General features: G+C 69.0%; 26 protein-coding genes. 18 read left to right on the top strand and 8 right to left on the bottom strand.

All coding sequences use genetic code 11. The annotated features are described in order from the left end of the window. Positions 1 to 170 precede the first annotated feature (170 nt). The 12 genes from glyA to OG718_RS19520 all read left to right on the top strand — a co-directional run bounded on the left by glyA (position 171) and on the right by OG718_RS19520 (position 11,735). Positions 171 to 1,424 carry a serine hydroxymethyltransferase gene (glyA, locus tag OG718_RS19575; RefSeq protein ID WP_328844692.1) on the top strand — a complete coding sequence of 418 codons (1,254 nt, stop codon included), beginning with the start codon at positions 171 to 173 and terminating at the stop codon, positions 1,422 to 1,424. A 126-nt stretch (positions 1,425 to 1,550) separates the two neighbouring features. After that, positions 1,551 to 2,969 (top strand): MraY family glycosyltransferase, encoded by a 1,419-nt coding sequence (locus OG718_RS19570; protein WP_306937924.1) that lies wholly within the window; start codon positions 1,551 to 1,553, stop codon positions 2,967 to 2,969. A 296-nt stretch (positions 2,970 to 3,265) separates the two neighbouring features. After that, positions 3,266 to 3,703: a hypothetical protein gene (locus OG718_RS19565; protein ID WP_143636215.1), complete on the top strand. Its 438-nt coding sequence runs from the start codon at positions 3,266 to 3,268 to the stop codon at positions 3,701 to 3,703. Between the two features lie 273 nt (positions 3,704 to 3,976). Beyond that, a complete protein-coding gene (gene atpB / locus OG718_RS19560; protein ID WP_143636846.1) occupies positions 3,977 to 4,747 on the top strand; it encodes a F0F1 ATP synthase subunit A in 771 nt (256 codons plus the stop codon). A 77-nt stretch (positions 4,748 to 4,824) separates the two neighbouring features. Continuing rightward, positions 4,825 to 5,058, top strand: a complete 234-nt coding sequence (gene atpE, locus OG718_RS19555; RefSeq protein WP_143636214.1) for an ATP synthase F0 subunit C — start codon at positions 4,825 to 4,827, stop codon at positions 5,056 to 5,058. Between the two features lie 40 nt (positions 5,059 to 5,098). Beyond that, positions 5,099 to 5,656, top strand: coding sequence for a F0F1 ATP synthase subunit B (locus tag OG718_RS19550; protein ID WP_143636212.1), 558 nt, complete (start codon positions 5,099 to 5,101; stop codon positions 5,654 to 5,656). Then, complete coding sequence (locus OG718_RS19545) at positions 5,653 to 6,468, top strand: F0F1 ATP synthase subunit delta (RefSeq protein WP_143636211.1); 816 nt, start codon at positions 5,653 to 5,655, stop codon at positions 6,466 to 6,468. Before OG718_RS19550 ends, OG718_RS19545 begins: the two co-directional genes overlap by 4 nt. Before the next feature lie 139 nt (positions 6,469 to 6,607). Continuing rightward, on the top strand, positions 6,608 to 8,200 hold the full coding sequence (atpA, locus tag OG718_RS19540) for a F0F1 ATP synthase subunit alpha (RefSeq protein WP_143636209.1): 1,593 nt from the start codon (positions 6,608 to 6,610) through the stop codon (positions 8,198 to 8,200). Between the two features lie 20 nt (positions 8,201 to 8,220). After that, entirely contained in the window at positions 8,221 to 9,138 is a 918-nt protein-coding gene (locus tag OG718_RS19535) for a F0F1 ATP synthase subunit gamma (RefSeq protein ID WP_143636208.1), read from the top strand. Beyond that, on the top strand, positions 9,139 to 10,575 hold the full coding sequence (gene atpD / locus OG718_RS19530; protein ID WP_143636207.1) for a F0F1 ATP synthase subunit beta: 1,437 nt from the start codon (positions 9,139 to 9,141) through the stop codon (positions 10,573 to 10,575). 209 nt (positions 10,576 to 10,784) lie between these two features. Next, positions 10,785 to 11,159 carry a F0F1 ATP synthase subunit epsilon gene (locus tag OG718_RS19525; protein ID WP_143636205.1) on the top strand — a complete coding sequence of 125 codons (375 nt, stop codon included), beginning with the start codon at positions 10,785 to 10,787 and terminating at the stop codon, positions 11,157 to 11,159. A 129-nt stretch (positions 11,160 to 11,288) separates the two neighbouring features. Continuing rightward, positions 11,289 to 11,735 carry a DUF2550 domain-containing protein gene (locus OG718_RS19520; RefSeq protein WP_055614422.1) on the top strand — a complete coding sequence of 149 codons (447 nt, stop codon included), beginning with the start codon at positions 11,289 to 11,291 and terminating at the stop codon, positions 11,733 to 11,735. A gap of 90 nt (positions 11,736 to 11,825) precedes the next feature. On the opposite strand, the gene OG718_RS19515 is transcribed toward OG718_RS19520, so the two are convergent. From OG718_RS19515 to OG718_RS19505, 3 genes are all read right to left on the bottom strand, one after another. Then, positions 11,826 to 13,658, bottom strand: coding sequence for a glycoside hydrolase family 18 chitinase (locus OG718_RS19515; protein WP_328844691.1), 1,833 nt, complete (start codon positions 13,656 to 13,658; stop codon positions 11,826 to 11,828). Between the two features lie 151 nt (positions 13,659 to 13,809). Then, the gene (locus OG718_RS19510) at positions 13,810 to 14,451 is read right to left on the bottom strand and encodes a response regulator (protein WP_143636202.1); all 642 of its coding nucleotides are present in this window, start codon (positions 14,449 to 14,451) and stop codon (positions 13,810 to 13,812) included. Beyond that, positions 14,448 to 15,647 (bottom strand): sensor histidine kinase, encoded by a 1,200-nt coding sequence (locus OG718_RS19505; RefSeq protein WP_143636201.1) that lies wholly within the window; start codon positions 15,645 to 15,647, stop codon positions 14,448 to 14,450. Before OG718_RS19505 ends, OG718_RS19510 begins: the two co-directional genes overlap by 4 nt. A 152-nt stretch (positions 15,648 to 15,799) precedes the next feature. Between OG718_RS19505 and OG718_RS19500 the strand changes: the two genes are divergently transcribed. Then, the gene (locus OG718_RS19500; protein WP_306937910.1) at positions 15,800 to 16,384 is read left to right on the top strand and encodes a hypothetical protein; all 585 of its coding nucleotides are present in this window, start codon (positions 15,800 to 15,802) and stop codon (positions 16,382 to 16,384) included. 175 nt (positions 16,385 to 16,559) lie between these two features. Here OG718_RS19500 and OG718_RS19495 read toward each other — a convergent pair whose 3' ends face one another. The 3 genes from OG718_RS19495 to OG718_RS19485 are packed head-to-tail and all read right to left on the bottom strand — an operon-like array spanning position 16,560 to position 18,698. Beyond that, on the bottom strand, positions 16,560 to 17,132 hold the full coding sequence (locus OG718_RS19495) for a cob(I)yrinic acid a,c-diamide adenosyltransferase (RefSeq protein ID WP_328844690.1): 573 nt from the start codon (positions 17,130 to 17,132) through the stop codon (positions 16,560 to 16,562). 13 nt (positions 17,133 to 17,145) lie between these two features. After that, positions 17,146 to 17,895, bottom strand: a complete 750-nt coding sequence (locus tag OG718_RS19490) for an ABC transporter permease (protein ID WP_306943331.1) — start codon at positions 17,893 to 17,895, stop codon at positions 17,146 to 17,148. Positions 17,896 to 17,915: 20 nt separating this feature from the next. Beyond that, a complete protein-coding gene (locus tag OG718_RS19485) occupies positions 17,916 to 18,698 on the bottom strand; it encodes an ABC transporter ATP-binding protein (protein ID WP_143636196.1) in 783 nt (260 codons plus the stop codon). Positions 18,699 to 18,788: 90 nt separating this feature from the next. Between OG718_RS19485 and OG718_RS19480 the strand changes: the two genes are divergently transcribed. The 4 genes from OG718_RS19480 to OG718_RS19465 all read left to right on the top strand — a co-directional run bounded on the left by OG718_RS19480 (position 18,789) and on the right by OG718_RS19465 (position 23,732). Next, positions 18,789 to 19,430 (top strand): TetR/AcrR family transcriptional regulator, encoded by a 642-nt coding sequence (locus OG718_RS19480; RefSeq protein WP_328844689.1) that lies wholly within the window; start codon positions 18,789 to 18,791, stop codon positions 19,428 to 19,430. A 168-nt stretch (positions 19,431 to 19,598) separates the two neighbouring features. After that, positions 19,599 to 20,447, top strand: coding sequence for a 3-hydroxyacyl-CoA dehydrogenase family protein (locus OG718_RS19475; RefSeq protein WP_143636193.1), 849 nt, complete (start codon positions 19,599 to 19,601; stop codon positions 20,445 to 20,447). Between the two features lie 165 nt (positions 20,448 to 20,612). Then, positions 20,613 to 20,936, top strand: a complete 324-nt coding sequence (locus OG718_RS19470; protein WP_030672301.1) for an STAS domain-containing protein — start codon at positions 20,613 to 20,615, stop codon at positions 20,934 to 20,936. A 306-nt stretch (positions 20,937 to 21,242) separates the two neighbouring features. Continuing rightward, on the top strand, positions 21,243 to 23,732 hold the full coding sequence (locus OG718_RS19465) for an ATP-binding protein (RefSeq protein WP_143636191.1): 2,490 nt from the start codon (positions 21,243 to 21,245) through the stop codon (positions 23,730 to 23,732). Between the two features lie 116 nt (positions 23,733 to 23,848). Here OG718_RS19465 and nucS read toward each other — a convergent pair whose 3' ends face one another. Continuing rightward, positions 23,849 to 24,520, bottom strand: a complete 672-nt coding sequence (gene nucS, locus OG718_RS19460) for an endonuclease NucS (protein ID WP_143636189.1) — start codon at positions 24,518 to 24,520, stop codon at positions 23,849 to 23,851. A 287-nt stretch (positions 24,521 to 24,807) separates the two neighbouring features. Here nucS and OG718_RS19455 point away from each other — a divergent pair, with 287 nt between their 5' ends. Next, entirely contained in the window at positions 24,808 to 25,200 is a 393-nt protein-coding gene (locus OG718_RS19455) for an SCO5389 family protein (RefSeq protein WP_055617795.1), read from the top strand. 303 nt (positions 25,201 to 25,503) lie between these two features. On the opposite strand, the gene OG718_RS19450 is transcribed toward OG718_RS19455, so the two are convergent. Further along, a complete protein-coding gene (locus OG718_RS19450) occupies positions 25,504 to 26,532 on the bottom strand; it encodes an LLM class flavin-dependent oxidoreductase (protein WP_306937895.1) in 1,029 nt (342 codons plus the stop codon). Positions 26,533 to 26,586 lie beyond the last annotated feature (54 nt).

Raw genomic sequence — 26,586 nt, 5'->3', positions numbered from 1 at the left:
TGGATCCCGTGGTGACGGCGTTGACGGGTGTGCCGGCCCGCGCCCGACCGGCCCGGGCGGTGTGAGCGGGGTGTCAAGGAGGGGCCCCGCTCGGACGTAACACCGGGCGCGGCAGGGGACACGGTTCTACATTGGACTTAGCGTTCCCCTGCCGAGGTCCGGAGTCCGCCATGCCGGTCACACACACGCTTGAAGGTCCGCTGTCGGTCGACGTGCTCGGCCGGCAGGATCCGGAGCTGGCCGAGATCCTGCTCGGGGAGCTGGAGCGGCAGTCGACGACGCTGCAGCTCATCGCCGCCGAGAACTTCACGTCGCCGGTCGTGCTGGCGGCGCTGGGCTCGCCGCTCGCGAACAAGTACGCCGAGGGATATCCCGGTGCCCGGCACCACGGCGGCTGCGAGATCGTCGACGTGGCCGAGCGCATCGCCGTGGAGCGCGCCAAGGCCCTGTTCGGCGCCGATCACGCCAACGTGCAGTCCCACTCCGGGAGTTCGGCCGTCCTGGCCGCGTACGCCGCCCTGCTGCGTCCGGGAGACACCGTCCTCGCGATGGGTCTGCCGCACGGCGGCCACCTCACGCACGGGTCGCCCGCGAACTTCTCCGGCCGCTGGTTCGACTTCGTCGGGTACGGCGTCGACCCCGAGAGCGGGCTCATCGACCACGAGCAGGTGCGCAGCCTGGCCCGCACGCACCGGCCGAAGGCCATCGTGTGCGGGTCGATCTCGTATCCCCGGCACATCGACTACGCCGCGTTCCGCGAGGTCGCGGACGAGGTCGGCGCCTATCTCATCGCGGACGCCGCCCATCCCATCGGGCTCGTCGCCGGGGGAGCGGCGCCCAGTCCGGTCCCGTACGCCGATGTGGTGTGCGCCACCACGCACAAGGTGCTGCGGGGCCCGCGCGGCGGCATGCTGCTGTGCGGGAGCGAACTGGCCGAGCGGGTGGACCGGGCGGTGTTCCCCTTCACACAGGGCGGCGCGCAGATGCACACCATCGCCGCCAAGGCCGTCGCGTTCGGCGAGGCGGCAACACCGGCGTTCACCGCGTACGCCCATCAGGTGGTGGCGAATGCGCGGGTGCTCGCGCAGGGCCTGGCCGCCGAGGGGCTCGCGGTCACCACCGGCGGCACCGACACCCACCTGCTCACCGTCGACCCGGCACCGCTCGGGGTGGACGGCCGCACCGCCCGCGGGCGTCTCGCCGCCGCCGGAATGGTCCTCGACACCTGTGCCCTTCCCCATCCCGACGTGCGAGGACTGCGTCTGGGCACGGCCGCCCTCACCACCCAGGGGATGGGCGAGGCCGAGACGGCACGCATCGCGGTGCTGTTCGCGACGGCCCTGCGGGACGAGTCCGCAGGGCGTGGAGTGCGTGAAGAAGTGCGGGATCTGACCGGAAGATTTCCGCCCTATCCCGCCCACTGAGGGGTAGACGACCATTCGTGCACAGCCACTCGTGCAACCATCGGCCCTACCCGGAAGTCCCCAACCGTATGCGCACGAAGCTAGGGTGTGAGGCTGAGATGGCCAGCGAGACCTGTGGGGAAGCCCGTGCGTGAATACCTCCTGACGCTCTGCATCACGGCCGCGGTGACGTACCTGCTGACCGGGCCGGTGCGGAAGTTCGCGATCGTGGCCGGAGCGATGCCGGAGATCCGGGCACGTGACGTGCACCGGGAACCCACACCGCGCCTCGGCGGGATCGCGATGTTCTTCGGACTGTGCGCCGGCCTGCTGGTCGCCGACCACCTGACGAACCTCAGCGTGGTGTTCGAGAACTCCAACGAGCCGCGGGCCCTGCTGTCCGGCGCCGCCCTGATCTGGTTGATCGGCGTCCTGGACGACAAGTTCGAGATCGACGCCCTCATCAAGCTCGGCGGCCAGATGATCGCCGCGGGCGTCATGGTCATGCAGGGTCTGACGATCCTGTGGCTGCCGATCCCCGGCGTCGGCTCGGTCTCCCTGACCCAGTGGCAGGGCACGCTGCTGACCGTCGCGCTCGTCGTGATCACCATCAACGCCGTGAACTTCGCCGACGGCCTCGACGGCCTCGCCGCCGGCATGGTGTGCATCGCGTCCGCGGCGTTCTTCATGTACGGATACCGCATCTGGTACGGCTACGGTCTTGAGTCCGCCGCCCCCGCCACCCTCTTCTCCGCGCTCCTCATGGGCATGTGTCTCGGCTTCCTGCCGCACAACATGCACCCCGCGCGGATCTTCATGGGTGACTCGGGCTCGATGCTCATCGGCCTGGTGCTGGCGGCCGGTGCCATCTCCATCACCGGGCAGGTCGACCCGGACGCGATGAACCTCTTCGCCGGGTCGGAGAAGGAGGCCGTGCACCAGACGGTGCCGGTCTACATCCCGCTGCTGCTGCCGCTGACGATCATCGCCGTGCCGGCGGCCGACCTGGTGCTCGCCATCGTGCGGCGCACCTGGCGCGGTCAGTCCCCGTTCGCCGCCGACCGCGGCCACCTGCACCACCGTCTCCTTGAGATCGGGCACTCGCACAGCCGGGCCGTGCTCATCATGTACTTCTGGTCGGCGCTGATCGCCTTCGGAGCCCTGGCCTACTCGGTGAACTCCGGGGCCATGTGGATCGTGCTCGGCATCATGGCGCTCAGCGCGGTGGGCCTGGTCCTGCTCCTGCTGCCGCGCTTCACACCGCGCGCCCCGCGCTGGGCCGAGCACTTCGTGCCGCCGCGCTACCGCCGCCGCAGGGCCGCGGAGGTGTCGGCGGAGGCCTCGACGGCGGTCGCGTACGCCACGGGTGACGGGACGCACGACGGGGCACCCGTCGGGGCCGGCGATGGGGTCGGCGAAGGCGCCGACGACGGCGACGGCGTCGACGGCGAGCGTGAGGAACGCCGCACTCCGGTTGTTGCCGGTGTCTCAGGAGTCAACGGGGCGACGGCTGTTGGCCCCCGTTCGCGCCTCCTGGATGGGCGCAAAGCCGGAACGTCGCGCTGACGCGAGGTAAGAATCGTGCAAGAACCACCGAGATGACGGCGTCCGTAAACCGCCCCAATACCAGACAAGTTGGTCGCCTGAGTGCACAGACGTGCAGTTTCACTCTCATGTGTGACGCCGAGCACACCAACCAGGTAAAGACCTCATCAAATAGTTTGTGATACGGTTCACGAGAACCCGGGACAGAGCCGAAGGACCGCAGTGCGACGGTCCATTGGCGGTGAGGTTCTCTCTCTGTCCGGGACTACGCTCGTCCATGACGACACCTGCCCCCTTGAGCAAGCGGAGTTGCCGCCATGCCGTCCAATGACGTCCGGATCCTTCTCCAGGCCGCTGTGCCCACAGCTGCCGTCGGCGCGATCGCAGCCGTCGTCAGTGCCGTGGTCGCCGGTGGCAAGGGAGCGATCGGGGCGGGCTTCGCGACGCTGGTCGTGATCCTCTTCATGGGCATCGGGCTGTACGTCCTGCAGCGCACCGCCAAATCGCTTCCGCACCTTTTCCAGGCGATGGGTCTGATGCTCTATACGGCACAGATTCTGCTGCTGTTCATCTTCGTCGCCGCCTTCAAGAACACGACGCTGTTCAACCCCAAGGCTTTCGCGATCACGCTGGTCGCCGCCACGCTCGCATGGATCGGCGCCCAGGCGCGTGCCCATATGAAGGCCAAGATCCTCTATGTCGAACCCGACTCCTCGAAGGGCGACAAGCCCGAAAAGACGGGGCACTCGTCGTGAGGGGTAGGGCCGGGATAAGCGCGGGTGGGAGATCCTGCTATCGTCCGGTGCCAACTGCGGCATCGCGGGCGCGGGCATATGAGCTGACGCCTGCTCTAGCGCGAGGCTCGATGCCCTCCAGCCGCCCCCACATCCGTAACACCAGTCCAGTGCCGAACCGCGGCTGCGCGCCGCGCCGACACAACGAGGTTGCCGTACCCATGCGTCACGCCGAAGGAGCCCGTGGTGAGTGCTGACCAGACCCAGCTCGCCTTTGAGTGGAACTGTCGGATCATGTCCGACAACGGCTGCGGCTTCCCGGCACCGGGCCTGCACTCGTTCCTGTTCAAGCCGATCGTCACGGTCGGTGGGTTCGAGTTCAACAAGGTGATGCTGCTCGCGCTCATCACCACCCTCCTGGTCATCACCTTCTTCACTCTTGCCTTCGGCAAGGCGAAGGTGGTCCCGGGCAAGCTGCAGATGGTCGGCGAGGCCGGTTACGACTTCGTTCGCCGCGGCATCGTCTACGAGACCCTCGGCAAGCGGGAGGGCGAGAAGTACGTCCCCCTGATGGTCTCGCTCTTCTTCTTCATCTGGATCATGAACATCTGGTCCGTGATCCCGCTGGCCCAGTTCCCGGTCTCGTCGATCATCGCCTTCCCGATGGTGCTCGCCGGCATCGTCTACGTCGTCTGGGTCTCGCTGACGTTCAAGAAGCACGGCTTCGTCGGCTTCTTCAAGAACGTCACCGGTTATGACAAGTCGCTCGGCCCGGTGCTGCCGCTCGTCATGGTGATCGAGTTCTTCTCGAACCTGCTGGTCCGGCCGTTCACGCACGCCGTGCGACTGTTCGCCAACATGTTCGCCGGTCACCTGATGCTGGTGATGTTCACCGTCGCCTCCTGGTACCTGCTGAACAGCTGGATGATCCCGGCGGCCGGCATCTCGTTCGTGATGACCATCGTCATGATCCTCTTCGAGCTCTTCGTGCAGGCCGTCCAGGCGTACGTGTTCGTGCTCCTCGCCTGCTCGTACATCCAGGGCGCCCTGGCCGAGAACCACTGAGCCGCGACGCTCCGCAAACCCCCAGAACGTCCGGTGGCCAACCCCCGCCGGTCCATGAAAGAGAAGGAAGAAACAGCATGGCTGCCCTTGAGACCCTCGCCGCTGTCGAAGGCAACATCGGTTCCATCGGCTACGGCCTCGCCGCCATCGGCCCCGGCGTCGGCGTCGGCATCATCTTCGGTAACGGCACCCAGGCCCTCGCCCGTCAGCCCGAGGCGGCCGGCCTGATCCGCGCCAACCAGATCCTCGGCTTCGCCTTCTGTGAGGCCCTCGCCCTCATCGGCATCGTCATGCCGTTCGTCTACAACTGACGAACCCTGACGAGCGAACCTTTCAACGGAAGGCACTGATGTGATCGCCAACCTGGTACAGCTGGCGGCCGAGGAGGAGCAGAACCCGCTCGTCCCGCCGGGCCCCGAGCTGCTCGTCGGCACCATCGCCTTCGCCATCGTGTTCTTCTTCTTCTGGAAGAAGCTCCTCCCGAACATCAACAAGGTTCTGGAAGAGCGCCGCGCGGCGATCGAAGGCGGTATCGAAGAGGCCGACGCCATGAAGGTCGAGGCCCAGAGCGTGCTCGAGCAGTACAAGGCTCAGCTCGCCGAGGCTCGGCACGAGGCCGCGCGTCTGCGCCAGGAGGCGCAGGAGCAGGGCGCCACGCTCATCGCCGAGATGCGTGCGGAAGGCCAGCGGCAGCGCGAGGAGATCATCGCCGCCGGTCACTCGCAGATCGCGGCCGACCGCAAGGCCGCGTCGTCGGCGCTGCGCCAGGACGTGGGCCAGCTGGCCACCGAACTGGCCGGCAAGCTCGTCGGCGAGTCCCTTGAGGACCACGCCCGGCAGAGCCGCACGATCGACCGGTTCCTCGACGGTCTCGACGAGTCCGCTTCGAAGGCCGAGGCGTCGCGATGAACGGAGCGAGCCGCGAGGCCCTGGCCGCCGCACGGGAGCGTCTCGACGCGCTGACGGACAACACGTCCGTGGACGCGACGCTGCTCGCCGACGAGCTGGCCGCCGTCACCGCGCTGCTCGACCGCGAGGTGTCACTGCGTCGGGTCCTCACCGACCCGGCGCAGGCCGGAGAGGCGAAGGCCGAACTGGCCGGGCGTCTGCTCGGCAGCCAGGTCGGCGGTCCGACCGCCGATCTGGTGGCCGGTCTGGTGCGCTCCCGCTGGTCGCGGTCGCGTGACCTGGTCGACTCCATCGAGGAGCTGGCCGACACCGCCGACCTCACGGCGGCGCAGCAGGCGGGCACGCTCGACGAGGTCGAGGACGAGCTGTTCCGGTTCGGCCGGATCGTCTCTTCGAACACCGGGCTGCGTGCCGCACTGACCGACCGCGGCGCCACGACCGCGGCCAAGAGCGAGCTGCTGCGCAGCCTGCTCGGCGGCCGGGCCAAGGCGACGACCGAGCGTCTGGTCACGCGCCTTGTGACCGCGCCCCGGGGACGTAGCCTGGAGTCGGGACTCGAGTCCCTGTCCAAGCTCGCCGCCGAGCGTCGCAGCCGCATGGTCGCCGTCGTCACCTCGGCGGTTCCGCTGAGCGACCCGCAGAAGCAGCGCCTGGGTGCCGCCCTCGCGAAGCTCTACGGCCGCCAGATGCACCTCAACCTCGACGTGGACCCCGAGGTCCTCGGCGGGATCCGGGTGCAGGTCGGCGACGAGGTCATCAACGGCTCCATCGCGGACCGGCTCGAAGACGTCGGCCGCCGCATGGCGAGCTAGCGACAGCAACTCAATAGACGTACGTAAACAGTTACACGCAGTAATACGGCCCTGGTTGGGCCGTGCAGAGGATTCCTGGGGGCTGACCCCAGACCCCCCAAGAAAACTTCGGGCCCAACAAGGAGAGCAGGGAACCCAGATGGCGGAGCTCACGATCCGGCCGGAGGAGATCCGGGATGCGCTGGAGAACTTTGTCCAGTCGTACAAGCCGGACGCGGCCTCGCGCGAGGAGGTCGGTACGGTCACCCTTGCCGGCGACGGCATCGCGAAGGTCGAGGGCCTGCCCTCGGCCATGGCCAACGAACTGCTGAAGTTCGAGGACGGCACCCTCGGCCTCGCGCTCAACCTGGAAGAGCGCGAGATCGGCGCCATCGTCCTCGGTGAGTTCAGCGGCATCGAGGAGGGACAGCCGGTCACCCGTACCGGCGAGGTCCTCTCCGTGGCCGTCGGCGAGGGCTACCTCGGCCGCGTTGTCGACCCGCTCGGCACCCCGATCGACGGTCTCGGCGAGATCGAGACGTCCGGCCGCCGCGCCCTCGAGCTGCAGGCCCCGGGCGTCATGGCCCGTAAGTCGGTGCACGAGCCGATGGAGACCGGCTACAAGGCCGTCGACGCGATGACCCCGATCGGCCGTGGCCAGCGTCAGCTGGTCATCGGTGACCGCCAGACCGGCAAGACCGCCCTGGCCGTCGACACGATCATCAACCAGCGCGACAACTGGCGCACCGGCGACCCGAACAAGCAGGTCCGCTGCGTGTACGTCGCCATCGGCCAGAAGGGCTCGACCATCGCCTCCGTGCGTGGCGCCCTCGAAGAGGCCGGCGCGCTGGAGTACACGACCATCGTCGCCGCCCCGGCGTCCGACCCGGCCGGCTTCAAGTACCTTGCGCCGTACACCGGTTCGGCCATCGGCCAGCAGTGGATGTACGAGGGCAAGCACGTCCTCATCATCTTCGACGACCTCTCGAAGCAGGCCGACGCCTACCGCGCCGTGTCCCTGCTGCTCCGCCGTCCGCCGGGGCGCGAGGCCTACCCCGGTGACGTCTTCTACCTGCACTCCCGTCTGCTGGAGCGCTGCGCGAAGCTCTCCGACGAGATGGGCGCGGGCTCGATGACCGGTCTGCCGATCGTCGAGACGAAGGCCAACGACGTCTCGGCGTTCATCCCGACCAACGTCATCTCCATCACCGACGGCCAGTGCTTCCTGGAGTCGGACCTGTTCAACGCCGGTCAGCGCCCCGCGCTGAACGTCGGTATCTCCGTCTCCCGAGTCGGTGGTTCCGCACAGCACAAGGCGATGCGCCAGGTGTCCGGCCGACTGCGTGTGGACCTCGCCCAGTTCCGTGAGCTCGAGGCGTTCGCCGCCTTCGGTTCCGACCTGGACGCCGCGTCGAAGTCGCAGCTGGAGCGCGGTCAGCGGATGGTCGAGCTGCTCAAGCAGGCTCAGTACCAGCCGATGGCCACCGAGGACCAGGTCGTCTCCATCTGGGCCGGCACCACCGGCAAGATGGACGAGGTGCCGGTGAACGACGTCCGCCGCTTCGAGAAGGAGCTCCTGGAGTACCTGCACCGCAAGGAGCAGGGCCTCATGACCTCCATCAAGGAGGGCGGCAAGATGTCGGACGACACCCTGCAGGCCATCGCCGACGCGATCGCGGAGTTCAAGAAGCAGTTCGAGACGTCGGACGGCAAGCTGCTCGGCGAGGACACCCCTGCCGCTGCGGGCAAGTGACGACGGAAGGGACCTGACTCATGGGAGCCCAGCTCCGGGTCTACAAGCGTCGCATCAAATCCGTCACCGCGACCAAGAAGATCACCAAGGCGATGGAGATGATCGCCGCCTCGCGTGTCGTCAAGGCGCAGCGCAAGGTGGCGGCCTCCACGCCGTACGCGACCGAGCTCACCCGGGCGGTCACGGCGGTCGGCACGGGCTCGAACACCCAGCACCCGCTGACCACCGAGGCCGAGACGCCGACGCGTTCCGCTGTGCTGCTCCTGTCGAGCGACCGCGGCCTCGCCGGCGCGTTCAACTCCAACGCCATCAAGGCGGCGGAGCAGCTGACCGCCCGTCTCGAGGCCGAGGGCAAGGAGGTCGACACGTACATCGTCGGCCGCCGCGGTCTGGCCCACTACAACTTCCGTGAGCGCAAGGTCTCGGAGTCGTGGTCGGGCTTCACCGACGAGCCCACGTACGCGGACGCCAAGAAGGTGGCCGTTCCGCTCATCGAGGCCATCGAGAAGGAGACGGCGGACGGCGGCGTGGACGAACTCCACATCGTCTACACCGAGTTCGTCTCGATGATGACGCAGACGGCGGTCGACAGCCGACTGCTGCCGCTCAGCCTCGAAGAGGTCGCGGAGGAGTCCACGTCCAAGGGCGAGATCCTTCCGCTGTACGACTTCGAGCCGTCGGCGGAGGACGTCCTCGACGCCCTTCTGCCGCGGTACGTCGAGAGCCGTATCTACAACGCGCTGCTCCAGTCGGCCGCCTCCAAGCACGCGGCCACCCGCCGCGCGATGAAGTCGGCGACCGACAACGCGGGAGACCTGATCACTTCACTCTCCCGACTTGCCAACGCGGCCCGCCAGGCCGAAATCACCCAGGAAATCAGCGAGATCGTCGGTGGCACCGCAGCCCTGGCCGACGCGACCGCGGGGAGTGACAGGTAAATGACGACGACAGTTGAGACGGCCGTTGCCACGGGCCGCGTCGCCCGGGTCATCGGCCCGGTCGTCGACGTGGAATTCCCCGTCGACGCCATGCCGGAGATCTACAACGCCCTTCACGTCGAGGTGGCCGACCCGGCCAACGCCGGCGAGAAGAAGATCCTGACCCTGGAGGTCGCCCAGCACCTGGGTGACGGCCTGGTCCGCACGATCTCGATGCAGCCCACCGACGGTCTGGTCCGCCAGGCCGCGGTGACAGACACGGGCTCGGGCATCAGCGTCCCGGTCGGTGACTTCACCAAGGGCAAGGTGTTCAACACCCTCGGTGAGGTACTGAACACCGACGAGAAGTACGAGGGCGAGCGCTGGACCATCCACCGCAAGGCCCCCGCGTTCGACCAGCTCGAGTCGAAGACCGAGATGTTCGAGACGGGCTTGAAGGTCGTCGACCTTCTCACCCCGTACGTCAAGGGCGGCAAGATCGGTCTGTTCGGTGGTGCCGGTGTCGGCAAGACCGTGCTGATCCAGGAAATGATCATGCGTGTCGCCAACCTCCACGAGGGCGTCTCCGTCTTCGCGGGCGTCGGTGAGCGCACCCGTGAGGGCAACGACCTCATCGCGGAGATGGAGGAGAGCGGTGTTCTCGACAAGACCGCTCTTGTCTTCGGTCAGATGGACGAGCCCCCGGGCACCCGTCTGCGCGTGGCCCTCGCCGGTCTGACCATGGCGGAGTACTTCCGCGATGTGCAGAAGCAGGACGTGCTGTTCTTCATCGACAACATCTTCCGCTTCACCCAGGCCGGTTCCGAGGTCTCGACCCTGCTCGGCCGCATGCCCTCCGCGGTGGGTTACCAGCCGACCCTGGCCGACGAGATGGGTCTCCTCCAGGAGCGCATCACCTCGACCCGTGGTCACTCGATCACCTCGATGCAGGCGATCTACGTCCCCGCGGACGACCTGACCGACCCGGCCCCGGCCACCACGTTCGCCCACCTCGACGCGACGACGGTTCTCTCCCGTCCGATCTCCGAGAAGGGCATCTACCCGGCCGTGGACCCGCTGGACTCCACGTCCCGCATCCTGGACCCGCGGTACATCGCGCAGGACCACTACGACGCCGCCATGCGCGTCAAGACGATCCTGCAGAAGAACAAGGACCTCCAGGACATCATCGCGATCCTCGGTATCGACGAGCTCGGCGAGGAGGACAAGCTCGTCGTCCACCGTGCCCGTCGCGTGGAGCGCTTCCTGTCCCAGAACACCCACGCCGCCAAGCAGTTCACCGGCGTGGACGGGTCGGACGTTCCGCTGGAGGAGTCGATCGCGGCCTTCAACTCGATCTGCGACGGCGAGTACGACCACTTCCCGGAGCAGGCGTTCTTCATGTGCGGTGGCCTGGAGGACCTCAAGGCCAAGGCCAAGGAGCTCGGCGTCTCCTGAACCGGCGCTTCTGATCGAGCACTGCTTCACGAAGAGGGGCGGGTGCGTCCCGCCCCTCTTCGTACGCCCACGCAGCACCTCCCGGGGCCAACCCCCGGACCCCCGGCCGAGAGGCGGGGCGGGGCCCGGCACTTCCGTACTCGGCGCCCTACTAGACTTAGACCCAACACCCGGCGGCAAAAGCCGGGTGGTGACCCGAGGAGCCCACCTTGGCTGCTGAGCTGCACGTCGAGCTCGTCGCCGCGGACCGCAGTGTCTGGTCCGGCGAGGCCACCCTGGTCGTCGCGCGTACCGCGTCCGGCGACATCGGCGTCATGCCCGGCCACCAGCCGCTGCTCGGTGTGCTGGAGTCGGGCCCGGTGACCATCCGTACGAGTGATGGTGGAACGGTCGTCGCCGCGGTGCACGGCGGTTTCATCTCGTTCGCGGACAACAAGCTGTCGCTGCTGGCCGAGATCGCCGAGCTGTCGGACGAGATCGATGTCCAGCGCGTGGAGCGGGAGCTCGAGCGCGCGAAGGCGGAGGGCGATGCCTCCGCCGAGCGTCGCGCGGACGTCCGACTGCGAGCGGCGTCGACGCACTGAAACCAGCGCGCGACGAGATGTGACTCAGCCGCGGCCAGGACCGGAGCTTGCTCCGGACCGGGTCGCGGCTGAGGCGATGCGGGTGCTTTTTTCCTTTCCGTTACCTAGGAGACGAGGAGGTCGGTGTCGATGGTCCTCGCTCTGACTGTGTGCGGGTTGGTAGTCGTGCTGGTGGCGGTGGCACTCTTCGTGTTCCATCTGCGCCGCCGACTGATCCAGCGCTCCGGTGGCACCTTCGACTGCAGCCTCCGCTGGGACGCTCCGGAGAAGAGCGACACCAGCGGCAAAGGCTGGGGCTACGGCATCGCCCGCTACAACGGCGACCGCATCGAGTGGTTCCGCATCTTCTCGTACGCTCCCCGCCCGCGCCGTGTCCTGGAGCGCTCGGCGATCGAGGTGGCCGGCCGCCGCACCCCGGACGGCGAGGAGGAGCTGGCGCTGCTCGCCGACCAGATCATCCTCGCCTGCGTCCATCGCGGTACGCGCCTTGAGCTGGCCATGAGCGAGGACGCGCTGACCGGGTTTCTCGCGTGGCTCGAAGCAGCCCCGCCCGGACAACGAGTGAACGTGGCGTAGCCACGTTCACTCGTTGGTTGGGGGTCCCCCCGGACGAAGTCTGGGGGAGCGTCAATGTCGCTTGATCTCATCCGTTGGTGCTGACGGTCGCTAGTTCAGGCCGCCGTTGATCGCGCTCACCAGCTCGCCGTTGCTGGTGTCGCCGCTGAACTCCCAGAAGAACGCGCCGCCCAGGCCCTGGTTCTTGGCCCAGGTCATCTTCGAGCCGATGGTGGCCGGGGTGTCGTAGCTCCACCAGTTGTTGCCGCAGTAGGCGTAGGCCGTGCCGGCGATGGTGCCGGTGGCCGGGCAGGAGTTCTTGAGGACCTTGTAGTCCTCGATCCCCGCCTCGTACGTGCCGGGTGCCGCGCCGGTCGCCGAGCCGCCGGGAGTGGACTGGGTCACGCCGGTCCAGCCGCGCCCGTAGAAGCCGATACCGAGCAGCAGCTTCTTCGCCGGTACGCCCTTGCTCTTGAGCTTGGCGATCGCGTCGGCCGAGTTGAAGCCGGCCGCCGGGATGCCCGGGTACGAGGTCAGCGGGGAGTGCGGAGCGGTCGGACCGTCCGCGTCGAAGGCGCCGAAGTAGTCGTACGTCATCACGTTGTACCAGTCGAGGGACGCGGAGGCGCCGCCGTAGTCGGCCGCGTCGATCTTGCCGCCGGAGGAGCCGTCGGCGGTGATGGCCGCGGTGACCAGGTAGTTGGAGCCGAACTCGGTGCGCAGCGCCTGGCTGAGCGTCTTGAACGAGCTGAAGCCGGACGTGTCGCAGGTCAGGCCGCAGGCGTTCGGGTACTCCCAGTCGATGTCGATGCCGTCGAAGACGTCGGCCCAGCGCGGGTCCTCGACAACCGCCTTGCAGGAGGCGGCGAACGCGGCCGGGTTGGCGGCGGCCTGTGTGAAGCCGCCGGAGTAGGTCCAGCCGCCGAAGGAGTACAGCACCTTGATGTGCGGGTACTTGGCCTTCAGCTGGCGGAGCTGGTTGAAGTTGCCGCGCAGCGGCTGGTCCCAGGTGTCGGCGGTGCCGCTGACGGACTGGTCGGCGGTGTACGCCTTGTCGTAGGCGGCGTAGGTGTCGTCGACGACGCACTTGCCGTCCTTGACGTTGCCGAACGCGTAGTTGATGTGCGTGATCTTCGACGCGGAGCCGGAGGTCACCAGGTTCTTGACGTGGTAGTTGCGGCCGTAGACGCCCCACTCGGTGAAGTAGCCGAGCTTGACCTTGTCGCCGGTGGGCGGCTCGGTGGTGCCGCCGGTGGTGCGCACGGCGACCGCTCCACCGGCCGGACCGGTCTGGTCGGCGGTGTCACGGGCCTGGACGGTGTACGAGTAGTCGGTGCCGGCGGTCAGGCCGGTGTTCGTGTACGAGGTGGTCGTGACGGTGGCGACCTTCGTGCCGTCGCGCAGGACGTCGTAGTTCTTGATGCCCTTGTCGTCGGTGGCCGCGCTCCAGGACAGCTTCACCGAGGTGTTGGTGATGTCGGAGGCCGTGGGGGTGCCGGGGGCCGAGGGGGCGGAGTCGCCGGGGACACTGCCGCCGTCACAACTGCCGCCGTTCAGAGTGCAGTTGGCGGGGGAGCCGGTGCCGGAGCCGTTGAAGCCGAAGGAGACGGAGGCGCCGGGGGCGAGGCTGCCGTTCCAGGACTTGTTCTTGGCGGTCCAGTGGGTGCCGGAGTTGGTGACGTCGGCGTCCCAGGCGGAGGTGACCGAGGTGCCCGAGGGGAAGTCCCACTGGACGTTCCAGGAACTGATGGCCGTGGTGCCGGTGTTCTTGACGGTCCACTTGCCCTCGAAGCCGGATCCCCAGTCCTGGGTCTTGGCGTAGGTGGCGGTCGCCGATGTGGCGGCGGAGGCGGGGCTCGCGAGCCCGACCAGGGCGGCGAACGGCAACAACAGGGTGGTGAGCCCTGCCACGGTTCTCTGTCCGAGTCTGTGTCTGAGGCGCATCCGCGTCTCCTATGGGGAGTTTGATGAGGTGCGCAGGACAATAGAAAGGTCTGGACCATAGGTCAATAGGTCCAGACCAGTGCGGGCATGCCGGGCGGCTAGTTGTTACACGCGCCGCCCGACCCGCGCCGCCGCTCGCAGCGACTGCCCGCTACACGCCCAACTCCTGTGCCAGGACCGCCGCTTGGACCCGGCTGCGCAGTTCGAGCTTGCCCAGCAGGCGGCTGACGTGCGTCTTCACGGTCGCCTCCGCCATGTCGAGTCGTACGCCGATCTCCGCGTTGGACAGGCCCTCCCCGAGACAGGACAGCACCTCCCGCTCCCGTCGTGTCAACGATTCGAGGACGGACGGGTCGGCCGACGGTTCGCGTACGGGCTTCGCCGCGAACTCGGAGATCAGCCGTCGGGTCACCGCGGGCGCGATCAGACCCTCGCCGCGCGCCACCGTCCGCACCGCGTCGAGGAGTTGACGTGCCTCGGTGTTCTTCAGCAGGAAGCCGGCGGCGCCCGCGCGCAGCGCGCCGAAGACGTACTCGTCCAGGTCGAACGTGGTCAGTACGAGCACGTCCGCGAGGCGCTCGGCGACGACCTGACGGGTGGCGGAAACGCCGTCGAGCCGCGGCATCTGAACGTCCATCAGAACGAGGTCGGGCCTCAGTTCCCGGGCCAGGGCCACCGCCTGCTCGCCGTCCGCGGCCTCGCCGACCACCTCGATGTCGGGGGCGCTGCGCAGGATGAGGACGAGACCGGCGCGTACGGCGGACTGGTCCTCGGCGACGAGCACACGGATCATTCGGATTCTCCTTCGGTGATCGGGAGGGTGGCGCGTACGGTCCAGGTCTTGCCGTCGGCGGAGGCCGGATCCCCGACGGGTCCCGCCTCGAACGTGCCGTGCAGCAGGGCGACCCGCTCGCGCATCCCTATCAGGCCGGCGCCCGAGCCGGGCGCGCGCGGGCCGTCGTCCCGGGCACCGCCGTACGGGCTGGTCACCCGCACGTCGAGGGAGCGGTCGCGCTGGGCGAGGACGACGGTGACCAGGCCGGGGGAGGCGTGCTTGAGGGCGTTGGTCAGGCACTCCTGCACGATGCGGTAGGCGGCCAGCTCGACCGGGGTGGGGAGCGTCGTGTGCGTGCAGTCCAGGTCCACGTCGAGGCCGTTGGCGCGGGCGTGGTCCACCAGCGTGCCGAGTCCGTCGAGGGTGGGCGCGGCGACCGCCTTCGTGTCGCCGCTGCTGTCGCGCAGGATGCCGATGAGACGGCGCATTTCGGCGAGCCCCTCGACGCTGTTCTCGCGGATGACGCCGAGGGCCTGTTTCGAGGTGTCGGGGTCGTCGAGCGAGAGCGCGGCCGTGGAGTGGATGGCGATCGCGGAGAGGTGGTTGGCGACCATGTCGTGCAACTCCCGTGCCATGCGGGCGCGTTCGGCGGTGATGGCCTGGCTGCGGTCCATCTCCGCGAGCAGGGCGGTCTGTTCGGCACGCAGGCGGGCCGCTTCGGCGGCGTCGCGGTGGTTGCGGACGATCCAGCCGGTGGCGGCGGGTGCCAGTGCCACGATGCCGACTGCCACACCGATCAGCAGGGCCTCCGGCTCACGCCAGATCGCCACGGGCGCGATGGTCCCGGCCACCGTGAGCAGCCCGGTGATCCACGGGATGCGCCGGGCGGAGGCCGGTGGCCCGTACAGCACCGCCGCGTACATGAGGTCGGTGAACATCACGACGGTGGCCAGGCTGCCTCGTGTGAACAGGTCCGCGACCAACGCGACCGTGCCGACGAGCAGGGCCGTGCGCGGCATGGTCCGGCGCAGCAGCTCGCAGCCCGCTATCACGCCGAGCGGGATCAGCAGTGCCCGGCTGTCGGACCACAGGACGATCGGCTCGTCGGCCGGCCGGGTGCCAAGACCGACGATGTACAGGAAGAGCCCGCCGAGGAGTCCCGCGGCCGCGATCCGCACGTCGTCTCGGTGGGGGCGGGGGAGTCGTACGGCCATGACTCCATCCAACACGGAGTGTGCGACCGGCGCCTGATCCCCGGGGACGGTCCTCGGCTACATCGAAGGATGCAGTGCCGTTTCGTCACTGGTGACGACGATCGGGGCGCGGGGCGCCGGGAGCCTGGAAGGGTGACCGAGAGGAGCGAGCCGTGATCGTCACGCTGATCGTCGTATGCGAGGTCGGCTTCTGGGTGCTGCTGGCCGCGGGCCTCGCCTTCCGCTACCTGTTCAAGATGCCCCGCACGGGGCTGGCCCTGCTGTTGTGCGAGCCGCTGCTGGAGGTCGTGCTGCTGGTGGTCACCGCGCTGGACCTGAAGGACGGGGCGGAGCCGAGCTGGAAGCACGGGCTGGCCGCGCTCTACATCGGCTACACCGTGGGGCATGGCCACCGGACGGTGAAGTGGCTCGACGGGCATGCGGCCCACCGGCTCGCGGGTGCGGCCCGGCCCGTCGGGCCGCCGCGGTACGGGATGGCTCGTGCGCGGCACGAGGGCAAGGTGTGGCTGGGGTCCGTGGTCGGCGCGGCGGTCGCGACCGTGTTGTTGCAGGTCGCGATCTGGTACGTCGGGGATTCGGGGCGTACGGGGTCGTTGGAGAGCTGGCGGTTTGTGGCTTGGCGGGCGGTCGGGATTCATGGGGTGATCGCGTTGACTTACCTGATCTGGCCCAAGAAGGCCCCGGAGCGCTCCGCTGGGGAAGGGGCGTCGGAGGGGCGGAGCCTCACCAAGAGGTGAGGCTCCGCCGGGGGTGGGGGAGAAGGTGATTCGTTCGCTGCGGGTGCGTCGTGGCTGGTCGCACAGTTCCCCGCGCCCCCGAGAAGCCAAAAGCCAATAGACTGCGCAGTTCCCCGCGCCCCCAAGACGAAGGCCGCGCCGTTCCCCCTGCCCTGAGGTGTCCCCGGCGCCGTCCTCAGCGTTCGCCGCCCGGGACCCAGAGGACGTCGCCCGTCTCCTTGTTGGCCGCCCTTGCCAGGATGAAGAGCAGGTCGGAGAGGCGGTTCAGGTAGGTCGCTGTGAGCGGGTTCATCACCTCTTCGTGCACCTCCAGGGCCGCCCAGGTCGAGCGCTCCGCCCTCCGTACCACCGTGCATGCCTGGTGGAGTAGGGCCGCGCCCGGGGTGCCGCCGGGGAGGATGAAGGAGCGGAGCTTCTCCAGCTGTTCGTTGAAGTGGTCGCAGTCCGCCTCCAGCTTGTCGATGTAGAACTGCTCGACCCGCAGGGGAGGGAACTCGGGGTTCTCGGCGACCGGCGTGGAGAGGTCCGCGCCCACGTCGAAGAGGTCGTTCTGGACGCGGGTGAGGACCTTGACGATCTCCTCGTCGAGGCCGCCGAGGGCGATCGCCGCGCCGATGGCCGCGTTCGCCTCGTTGGCGTCGGCGTACGCCGAGATCCGCGGGTCGGTCTTGGCGACCCGGCTCATGTCGCCCAGGTTCGTCGTGCCCCGGTCGCCGGTCCTGGTGTAGATGCGCGTCAGATTGACCATGCGGCCAGCGTAGTTACGCCCCGGCCTCCCGGAACACTCGTGTGCCCACCGTCACGGCGATTCCGGTGAGGCCGACGGCCACCAGGACGCCGTACGCCATGGAGGCGGTCGCGTACGAGCCGACGTACGCGTCCCGCATCGCGTCCACCAGATAGCGGAACGGCATGACGTGCGAGAGGGCGTCCAGCCAGCCGGGTGCCAGTGACATGGGGAGCATGAGGCCGGACAGGAGCATGGACGGCATGGTCAGGGCGTTGATCGTCGGGCCGAAGGCATGGGGTGACGCGGTCTTCATGGCCAGCGCGTACGACAGCGAGGCCAGTGAGACGGTCAGCAGCGCGACGAACGCGAAGCCGATCAGGATGCCCGTGACCGGTGCGCGCAGGCCCATCACCAGGGCGGCCAGGACCAGCAGGACCGCCTGGAAGACGAAGACCGCCGTGTCGCGCAGCACCCGGCCGAGCAGGAGCGCGAGCCGGCTGACCGGGGTGACGCGCATCCGCTCCACGACCCCGTGGCTCTTCTCGACGATGATCATGAATCCGGCGAACGCGGCGCCGAACAGGCCGAGTTGGAGCAGCAGTCCGGGGACCAGGACCTGCCAGGAACTCCCGCCGCCGCCCAGCGGCAGATCGGTGAGCAGCGGGCCGAAGAAGAGCAGGTACAGCAGCGGCATCAGTACGCCGAAGAGCATCGCGAACTTGGAGCGCAGGGTCTGGCGGAGGTAGCGCCCGAAGATCAGCGCGGTGTCCTGGAGAAGCATGTCGGTCACTTCCTGGAGGGTCAGACGGCTACGGGGGTGGCGTCCGCCGGTGCGGGGGCGCGGCCGGTGATGGCGAGGAACGTGTCCTGGAGCGTCGCGTCGATCGACCCTCCGTACTGGAGCTTGAGCGCGCTCGGCGTGCCCTCCGCCACCACGACGCCCTGGTCGACGATCACGAGCCGGTCGGCGAGCGCGTCCGCCTCGTCGAGGTAGTGGGTGGTGAGGAAGACGGTCGTGCCGTGGTCGTCGCGCAGTCGTCGTACGAGGTCCCAGAGGTCCGCCCGGCTCGCCGGGTCGAGGCCCGTGGTCGGCTCGTCGAGGAACAGCACCTTCGGGCGGTGGGTGAGGCCGAGCGCGATGTCGAGACGCCGGCGCTGGCCGCCGGAGAGCGCCGACGTCTTCCGGTCGAGGAGGTCGGTGAGGTCCAGATCGCGGGCCAGCTCCTCGGCGCGATCGACCGCCTGATCCTTGGTCAGACGGTAGAGCCGTCCCTGCGTTACGAGTTCCTCGCGTACGGAGATCTGGGGGTCGACGCCGCCCGACTGCGCCACGTACCCGCACGCGAGGCGGACGCCCTCCGGGTCGGTGGCCAGGTCGTGGCCCGCGACCGTGGCCGCGCCGCCTGTCGGGGCCAGCAGGGTCGTGAGCATCCGGAGTGTGGTCGTCTTGCCGGCTCCGTTCGGGCCGAGGAAGCCGAGGATCTCGCCCGCCGCGACGGTGAGGTCGATGCCGCGGACCGCCTCGACGGGGCCGCGTCTGGTCTGGAAGGTCCGGGCGAGGCCGGCCGTGCTGATGATGGGCATGCGCCAAGAAAAACAGAGGGACTTAAATTTTGCAATGCCACCAAAATTTGAGAGAGACCAGAAATCATCGGTCCGGCCTACGATGAAGCCATGGCAGAGGGGCTCAGGGAGCGGAAGAAGCGCGAGACCAGGCAGCGCATCTCGGACATCGCCACGGGACTGTTCCTGGAGCACGGCTTCGTGACGGTGACCATGGCCGAGGTCGCGGACGCGGCCGACGTCTCCGTGAACACCGTCTACAACTACTTCCCGGCCAAGGAGGACCTCTTCTTCGACCGCAGCAGGGGTGTCGTCGACCGGCTCTCGCGCTGGGTCCGCGGCCGCCGCGTCGGCGAGTCGGCCGCCGTCGCCGTCCTGCGCGAGCTGCGCGAGGAGGTCGAGGCGGTCTCGCCCCGGGTCGGGCTGATGGAGGGGTACGACCGCTTCATGCGCGTCATCCATGACGCGCCCGCCCTCAGGTCCCGCCTGTGGAGCCTTCAGCAGGAGGTCCACGACGACCTGGAGGCGGCGCTGCGTGAGGAGACGGGCGCGGATCCCGACGATCCGACGCCGGGCCTGATGGCCGGGCAGATCGGCTGGCTCCACCAGACGGTCATGAGCAACATCAGCCGCGAGATGATGGCGTGCCGCGATCCGGCCGAAGTGTCCCGAGAGGTGCTGGCGCTGCTCGACGGCATGGAGGACCTTTTGAGCGAGAAGGTCCTCAACTACGCCGTACGGGCGGCGGAATGAGCCGCTCGGTGTGATGTCCGTCCTATGAGACGTGACGCGCGTTACTTACCGGTCACACAGCGCCTCACGACCGCTAGGGTCCGCCGAAGAGGCAACCCAACAGCGTGTTACCCGGGGTGTCTCGCGATGGTCAACGCCGCCGGGAAAACGCAGTAGGGGAGTCGGACAGTGGCACGGAAGCTCGCCGTCATCGGGGCCGGACTCATGGGTTCAGGTATCGCCCAGGTCTCCGCACAGGCCGGCTGGGACGTCGTCCTGCGCGATGTCACCGACGAGGCGTTGACCCGTGGCACCGACGGCATCAAGGCCTCGTACGACAGGTTCGTGAGCAAGGGCAGGCTGGACGCCGGCGCGGCCGAGCAGGCGCTGGGCCGCATCACCACGACGACCGACCTGGACGCGGCCGCCGACGCCGACATCGTCGTCGAGGCCGTCTTCGAGAAGCTGGAAGTCAAGCACGAGATCTTCCGTACGCTCGACAAGCTGGTGAAGGACGAGACCGTACTGGCCTCCAACACCTCCGCCATCCCGATCACCAAGATCGCGGCGGCCACCGAGCGCCCGGAGCGGGTCGTCGGCGTCCACTTCTTCTCGCCGGTCCCGATGATGCAGCTCTGCGAACTCGTCCGCGGCTACAAGACGAGCGACGAAACGCTCGCCACCGCGCGGGAGTTCGCCGAGTCGGTAGGCAAGACCTGCATCGTCGTCAACCGTGACGTGGCCGGCTTCGTGACCACCCGTCTCATCTCGGCGCTCGTCGTCGAGGCGGCCAAGCTGTACGAGTCGGGCGTGGCGACCGCCGAGGACATCGACCTCGCCTGCAAGCTGGGCTTCGGTCACGCGATGGGTCCTCTCGCCACCGCCGACCTCACGGGCGTCGACATCCTTCTGCACGCGACCAGCAACATCTACACCGAGTCCCAGGACGAGAAGTTCGCCCCGCCGGAGCTGATGCGCCGGATGGTTGACGCCGGTGACATCGGCCGTAAGAGCGGGCAAGGCTTCTACACGTACTGATACACGTACTGACTCTGTGGCGATCTTCGACCGGTCACTCCTCGGGGTGAATTCGGTATCGGTTCGCTTACAGAGGGCAACTTCTGCCCCGGTACGGCAGTCAGTCCTGGCAACACAGGACACGACGAAGACGCAGCGTACGAAACGCACTCTCGGGGAGCGCATATGTACATCAGGGGCGACCACGCCGAGCTGGTCGTCGGGGGCCGCCTCGACGTCCGCAGCGCGGCGGACGCCCGTACGGTCCTGCACTCGGCAGTCGACGACGGCGTCGGCGACCTGGTGCTCGACCTGTCAGAGCTGGACTCCTGGGACGCCACCGGACTCGGTGTCATCATGGGGGCCCACCGGCGGGCGGGGCGGTGCGGCCGGAGGCTTGTGCTGCGCGGCGTCCCGCCGCAGATGCAGCGACTGCTGGTGGCCACCCGGCTCCACCGGATCCTGGCGATCGAAGGCGGCATCGGCGTCGAGTCGCTGCCCCGGGTGTGACCCCGCGCCGCTCCCGGACGTGATCCCGCACCGCCCCTGGATGTGACCCGGCGTCACTGTCGCAAACGGCGAAGATCCGGTAAGAAGCGTTCGTACGAAACGTACGTCGCGAACAATCCTCACGAAGCTGTGACGTCTCGGACGGCGCGGTACCCCGTGTGTTCGTAGATACTGTGCGAAGGTTTAGGGTTCGGCTGCCCGCGTCTTGACGAACCCGTGAGCGGGCACCGGACCAGAAGCGACAGCGCAGTGTGCAGCAAGGCCGGGAGGGGCTCGGCACACCACGCTTTTGGGGGGCTTGGACCTATGGACCCGATGAACCGGGGACCCGAAGAGTACGGCCACGACGACGACGGCTCGGCGCCACGACAGCGGCCGCCGCGCGATCCTCTGACGTCCGACTTCGGTCAGCACACGCCAGCATTGGCCCGCACCGTCCAACTCGTGTCGGGCGACCATCTGCTCACCGTCAATCCCGTCGACGGCAGCGAGATCGAGCTCTGCCCACCGGGCGAGCGACCGCCGCGGCCCACGAAGTTCAGCGCAGCCGAGCGGGCCGAGCTGGCTCGCGCGACACGACCTCCCGTACCGCCCGGGGCCTCACTGCCCAGGCTGCCGCTCCTGGAGCGGCAGGAGGATCGTGAGCGGCTTGTGCGCCTGCTCGCGCGCGGGCGCTCCGTACGGCTCACCGGACCCTCGGGTTCGGGCCGCACCGTGCTCCTGGACGCCGTCGCCGACGACTGCGCGGACCTCGCCCCGGACGGCGTGGTGCGCCTCAGCGGCCACCGCCGTACCCCGGACGATCTCCTGCACGACCTCTTCGCCGCCGTCTTCAACGCTCCGCTGCACCGGCCGGAGCGTGAGGAACTGCTTGCACTCGTCCACGAGATCGGCGCGGTCGTCGTCCTGGACGACGTGGAGTTCGGCGCCGGCGCGCTCGACGAACTGCTCGACGCGACCCCCGAGTGCGCCTTCCTGATCTCCGCGACACCCGACGTTCCCGCGCCGTCGACCGACTCGCTCCTCGAAGAGGTCTTCCTCGGCGGCCTCGGCCGCGGCGGCGGTCTCGAACTGCTGGAGCGCGCCGTAGGCCGCGTCCTGACCGAGGACGAGGCGAACTGGGCGGGCGACCTCTGGTTCGAGTCCGAAGGGCTGCCGCTGCGCTTCGTGCAGGCCGGTGCGCTGCTGCGGCAGCGCGACCAACTGCGCGCCGACCCGAACGCCTTCGACGAGTTCGGCTACTACGAGGACGCGCCCGTGGACGCGCCCTTCGACGCCGAGGACGGCCACGACGTACCACTGCCGTCGCTCGCCGAGGGCGCCGCTCCGGCCGCGCTGCTCGCGACCCGGCTCAGCGAGTCGGCGCGCGCCACGCTGCGCTTCGCCGTCGCGCTGGGCGGCGAGGTGCCGCACCAGGCGCATCTGCCCGCCCTGGTGGGGGACACGCACGCGGACGCCGCGCTCGCCGAGCTCGTCGGCTGCGCGCTGGTCACACCGGTCGGCTCGCACTACCGGCTCGCGGCAGGCGTGCAGACCCAGTTGGAGGCCGTCGGGTACGCCTCCGACGCCGAGGAGAAGGCACACGCCGCCGCCGAGCACTACGCCTGGTGGGCGGGGCATCCGTCGGTGACCCCGGAGCGGGTCGCAGCCGAGGCGGACGCGGTGCTCGCCGCGCTGACCGCCCTGGCGCCTCTCACGGCGCCGCGGGCCGAGGACGAGGAGAGCGCCACCGCCGTACGGCTGGCGCGCACGGCCGCGCCCGCGTTCGCCGCGGGGCTGCACTGGAGCGCCTGGGAGCGTGCGCTGCGCTCGGGCGCCGAGGCGGCCCGGCTGTCCGGCGAGGTCTCGGATCAAGCCTATTTCCACCACGAGCTGGGCATCCTCGCGCTCTGCGGTGATCAGTACGACCGGGCCCGCGCCGAACTGGAGGCGTCCATCGGGCTGCGCGGCGCCCTCGCCGAGAAGCGCGGCACCGTCGCCGGCCGGCGCGCACTGGCGCTGGTCGCGGACCGCACCGGCACCACACCGCCGGCCGGGATCGGTTCGACGGTGGGCGAGGAGGTCCCCGACGCTCGGTACGAGGAGTCGGCGTCGCCGCCCGGTGGCGTACCGGCCGGATTCACTCCGGTCCCCTCGCTCCAGCAGCCGGGCGAGTCCGCGACGGTGATCACCCGTGGCGGTGCCGCCTCCGCGACGAAGCCGGGCCGAGTCAAGGGCCTGGTCAACGGCACCCGGCGCAACCTCGCGGCGGCGGGCGCGGGCGCGCTCCTCGCCGCCGTGCTCGGCACGGTGGTGACACTCGGCGCGACCTCCAACCCCGACGACAACATCCCGTCGGAGCAGGTCGGCCCCAACCCGTCGGCCAGCGCCGGCGACGAGGGCGACGGACTCGGCGCGGACCGGCCGCAGAAGGACAGCGGCAACGCCGACTCGACGAGCCGTCCCACCGACCCGGGCGACGACGGGGTCATCGGGACCTCGGACGACCCGGCGCCTTCTTCGAGCACGAAGCCTTCGGACGATCCGACCGGGACGAAGGACCCGAGCACGAACAAGCCCACGACGAAGCCGCCGTCCTCGACCAAGCCGCCGACTTCACCGAAGCCGCCGACCAGTCCGAAGCCGACGCCCACGCCGACTCCGACCCCGACTCCGACCGAGCCGACCGGTGAGCCGAGCGAGACTCCGCCGACCACACCGGAGACCTCGGACTCGGCCAGCGGCCCGGCCTCCAGCCCGGCCGAGAGCAGCAGTGCCGCGAGCAGCCCGGCGGACGGCGACTCGCCGACGATCTGACACCCGGGGTACGACACCCGCGCACGGCACGACATGACGGTGGGCCGGGTCCTCCACACGGGACCCGGCCCACCGTCATGCCGTACACACCAGTTGTACGAGTGATTCCGTGGCCGTCAGAACAGCCGCAGCTTGTCGTCCTCGATGCCGCGCAGCGCGTTGTAGTCGAGGACCGCGCAGCCGATGCCCCGGTCGGTGGCGAGGACGCGGGCCTGGGGCTTGATCTCCTGGGCCGCGAAGATGCCGCGGACCGGCGCGAGGTGCGGGTCGCGGTTCAACAGCTCCAGATAGCGCGTGAGTTGCTCCACGCCGTCGATCTCACCGCGTCGCTTGATCTCCACGGCGACGGTCTGGCCCTCGCCGTCACGGCACAGGATGTCGACCGGGCCGATGGCCGTCATGTACTCGCGGCGGATCAGCGAGTAACCCTCGCCGAGGGTGTCGATGCGGTCGGCGAGGAGTTCCTGGAGGTGTGCCTCCACGCCGTCCTTGATCAGGCCGGGGTCCACGCCGAGTTCGTGCGAGGAGTCGTGGAGGATCTCCTCCATCGTGATGATGAGCTTCTCGCCCGCCTTGTTGATGACGGTCCAGACACCCTCGTCGTCCCCCGAACCCTCCTTCAGGGTGCAGGGCGGCGACATCCAGTTGAGGGGCTTGTAGGCCCGGTCGTCCGCATGGATCGAGACACTGCCGTCGGCCTTCACAAGGATCAGGCGGGGGGCCGACGGGAGATGGGCGGTGAGCCGGCCCGCGTAGTCAACGGAGCAGCGGGCAATGACGAGACGCATGGTCCGCAACGCTACTCGACCGGCACGGGTCGGCGCGATCCGCCCATGGGTCCGCTTGACCGGAGCCTTTACTGTCGCCCCTGTTTCCCCGGATAAGCCCTGTTCGAAAGTGGCTGGTTGTGAGCAGGTTGAGTCTCCCCCGGTTTCTCAATGTCCTGGTGCGGCCACGAACAGTTGCCTACCGTGTAAACGGGAGGTCGCGACGCGTGTACTCAGCGTGTTCGGCGTCGCGGTCTCCTTACCTGTCCGTCAACCCCCTCTGCCGAGGGGGTGCGAGAGGAGAACCCATGTCGCTGGACGTCTCACCGGCCCTACTCGAAAAGGCCGAGCGAGGCGAGGTCGACGAAGCGGAATTCGTCGACTGCGTCCGGATTTCCCTGCCCTACGCATGGGAGATGATCAGCTCCCTGGTGGCTCAGCTGAAGGTGGACGGCGGCAACTTCGCCGACAACCAGACGCCTCCGCCGGACGAGCAGGCGCGTGGCCAGCTGCTGCGTGCGCTCGCGAGTGACGCGATACGCGGTGCGCTGCAGCGGCACTTCGGGGTGCGCCTGGCCTTCCAGAACTGCCACCGCGTGGCGGTGTTCCCGCTGGACGGCTCGGTGGACGACACCTTGACCCGTTTCACCTCGGTGCGCAGCCAGCTGCTGAACCAGTCGCCGGAGTTCCGGGACTGCTGAGGCAGTGATGCTGCACGGCTTGCCGCTCCGTACGCGGGAGGTGCTTTTGTACTGGGGCGGCAAGCTCCCCGCGGCGCACACCGGTTGGGGCCGGACAGCGGTCTGTTCCGGTCGGATACGGGCCCGTTGCGACCGGACAGGGCCCAACCACCGGAAGGCGCACGCCAGTTCGCTCCCGACGCACTCGGACTCGGTCCGGGCGCACCCTGGTTCGGTGGTCCGGGCGCACCCCGGTTCGGCCCGGTCGCATCCCGGCTCGGCCGGGACGCGGTTCCCTTCGGCTCGGCCCGGGCGGGGCCCCGCTCACCGCAGCCGCGGCAGCACCTCGCCCCCCAGTCGCCGTACGTTCTCCTCGGTCGCCGCGAGGTCGCCCGAGCCCTCCACCAGAAGCGCGAAGCGCGTGATCCCCGTGCGCTCGGAGGTCGCCGCGAGGCGGTCGGCGCACAGGCGGGGCGTGCCCACCGGGTGCAGACCGCAGAGCAGTTCGGTGTACGCCAGCGGGTCCCGCATCGAGCGGGCCCGGCCGTCCACGGTCACATGGGCGTCGAGACCCTGCTTCAGCCAGCCCGGCATGGCCTTCAGGAGCATCTCGACGGCGTCCGTGCGTCGGTCGGCGACCTGGGCGATACCGGCCGAGACATGGGCCGCGTCCGCGATCACGTCGGGCGAGTACCCCGCGTCGCGCGCGCACGTACGCCACAGCGAGACCATCTCCGCCTTCTCCTCGTCCCCGACATGCATCCCGAGAAGCATCGGCAGCCCGTGCCCGGCGGCCAGCCGGACACTCGCCGGTGAGGTGCAGGCGACGACGACCTCGGGGCTCTCGCCGCCCGTCAGGGCCTCCGACGGCCTTGGTACGACGGGGACTTCACGGAAACCGAAGCGCTCCGAACCGCCCGCGACGGACGGCTCACGCAGCCACCGCACCAGCAGATCGAGTGATTCCGGGAACCCCTTCTCGTACGCATCGAGGCCCGTCCCGAAGACCTCCAGGTCCACCCACGGCCCGCCGCGCCCCAGCCCGAGCGAGAAGCGCCCGCCGGACGTCACGTGCAGCAGCGCGGCCTGCTCGCCGAGCGCCACGGGGTGCACGGTGGGCAGCACGCTGACCGCCGTGCCGACCCGGATCCGACGCGTGCGGCCGAGCAGTAACGCCGCGAGCGTGATGGCCGACGGGCACGTCCCGTACGGCACGAAGTGGTGCTCGGCCAGCCATACTGCGTCGAGCCCGGCCTCCTCGGCGACCTCGGCGGACCGCACCGCGCGGTGCAGTGCCTCCCCCTGGCCCTGGCCCGGGAACTGGGCCGCCAGTACAAAACTTCCTACGCGCATCGCACTCCTGCCTCCTTGTGCCGACGCGGCTCCCCCACAGCGCATAACCGTCTG

The sequence above is a fragment of the Streptomyces sp. NBC_00258 genome (assembly GCF_036182465.1).
GTDB lineage: Bacteria > Actinomycetota > Actinomycetes > Streptomycetales > Streptomycetaceae > Streptomyces.
Note: the sequence above shows the minus strand (reverse complement) of the source record. Positions and strands in the feature narration are given on the sequence as shown.